The 1,911-nt window shown below is 63.3% G+C and carries 1 protein-coding gene; it reads right to left on the reverse strand.

Annotated elements, in window-relative coordinates; translation table 11 throughout:
- A partial coding sequence (acs, locus tag C8J30_RS18190) for an acetate--CoA ligase (RefSeq protein ID WP_110807483.1) occupies positions 1–1,911 on the reverse strand: 1,911 nt, incomplete at its 5' end.

Below are 1,911 nucleotides of genomic sequence, written 5' to 3' on the forward strand. Positions count from 1 at the left end.
TCACGCCCGGTTCATTCTGTTGTCGATGAGTTCCTGGACGACGCCGGGATCGGCGAGGGTGGAGATGTCGCCCAGCGCGCCATAGTCGTTCTCGGCGATCTTGCGCAGGATGCGGCGCATGATCTTGCCCGAGCGCGTCTTCGGCAGACCCGGCGCCCATTGGATCAGATCGGGCGAGGCGATCGGGCCGATCTCGGTGCGCACCCACTTGACCAGATCCTTGCGCAGATCCTCCGACGGCTCGATCCCGTTCATCAGCGTCACATAGGCGTAGATGCCCTGACCCTTGATGTCATGCGGATAGCCCACCACCGCGGCCTCGGCCACTTGCGGATGCGCCACGAGCGCGCTTTCGACCTCGGCCGTGCCCATCCGGTGCCCCGAGACGTTGATCACGTCATCGACCCGGCCGGTGATCCAGTAATAGCCGTCCTTGTCGCGACGGCAGCCGTCGCCGGTGAAGTAATAGCCGCGATACTGGCCGAAATAGGTCTCCTGGAAGCGGTCGTGATCGCCCCAGACCGTGCGCATCTGCCCCGGCCAGCTATCCGAGATGCAAAGCACCCCTTCGCATTCCACTTCGCCGATCCGCACCGCGGTCTGGGGATCCAGAACCACCGGCTTGACGCCAAAGAACGGGTTCGTGGCCGAACCGGGTTTCGTGGCCGTCGCGCCCGGCAAGGGCGTGATCATGTGCCCGCCAGTCTCGGTCTGCCAGAACGTGTCCACGATCGGACATTTCCCTTTTCCAACATGCTTGTCGTACCAGACCCAGGCCTCGGGGTTGATCGGCTCGCCCACAGACCCCAGCACCCGAAGGCTGGAAAGGTCATATTTCTCAACCCATTCCGTGCCCTGGCCCATCAGCGCGCGGATCGCCGTCGGCGCGGTGTAGAACTGGTTCACCTTGTGCTTTTCGCACACGGCCCAGAACCGGCCCGCATCCGGCCAGGTCGGCACGCCCTCGAACATCAGCGTCGTCGCGCCATTCGCCAAGGGCCCGTAGATGATGTAGCTGTGCCCGGTCACCCAACCCACGTCGGCGGTGCACCAGAACACGTCACCGTCCTTGTAATCAAACGTGTATTGGTGCGTCATCGCGGCATAGACGAGGTAGCCGCCCGTCGTATGCACGACGCCCTTCGGTTTGCCGGTCGAACCCGAGGTGTAAAGGATGAAGAGCGGATCTTCCGCATTCATCGGCCGCGGCGGGCATTCGGGCGAGACGTGTTCCATCAGATAGAGCAGGTCGACATCGCGGCCATGCACCCAGCTGATCTGATCGCCGGTGTGCTTGACGACGAGGCAGCGCACCTTGTCCGAGCAGTGCAAGAGCGCGGCATCGGTGTTGGCCTTCAGCGGCGTGCGACGGCCCCCGCGCGGGGCGGTGTCGGCGGTGATGACGAGCTTGGCGCCGCAATCGTTGATCCGGTTCGCCAGCGCGTCGGGCGAGAAGCCCGCGAAAACGATCGAATGGATGGCGCCGATCCGGGCGCAGGCGAGCATCGCGTAAGCCGCTTCCGGGATCATCGGCAGATAGATCACGACGCGGTCGCCGCGCATGATGCCCTGCGACAGCAGGACGTTCGCCATCCGGTTCACCTTTTCGGACAGCTCCTTGTAGGTGATGTGCTTGGCGGGGGTGGCCGGATCATCGGGTTCGAAGATGATCGCGGTCTGCAGCGCGCGGTCGCGCAGATGGCGGTCGATGCAGTTCACCGAGGCGTTCAGAACGCCATCCTCGAACCATTTGATCGAGACCTTGCCGAAGGTGAAATCGGTGTTCTTGACCTTGGTATAGGGCGTGATCCAATCGAGCCGCTTGCCTTCCCGGCCCCAGAACGCATCCGGGTTCTCGATCGATTCCCGATACATCTCGAGGTATTTCGCACCGTTCGCATGCGCATCCTC

The sequence above is a fragment of the Rhodobacter viridis genome, assembly GCF_003217355.1.
In the GTDB taxonomy this organism is placed as follows: Bacteria; Pseudomonadota; Alphaproteobacteria; order Rhodobacterales; family Rhodobacteraceae; genus Rhodobacter; species Rhodobacter viridis.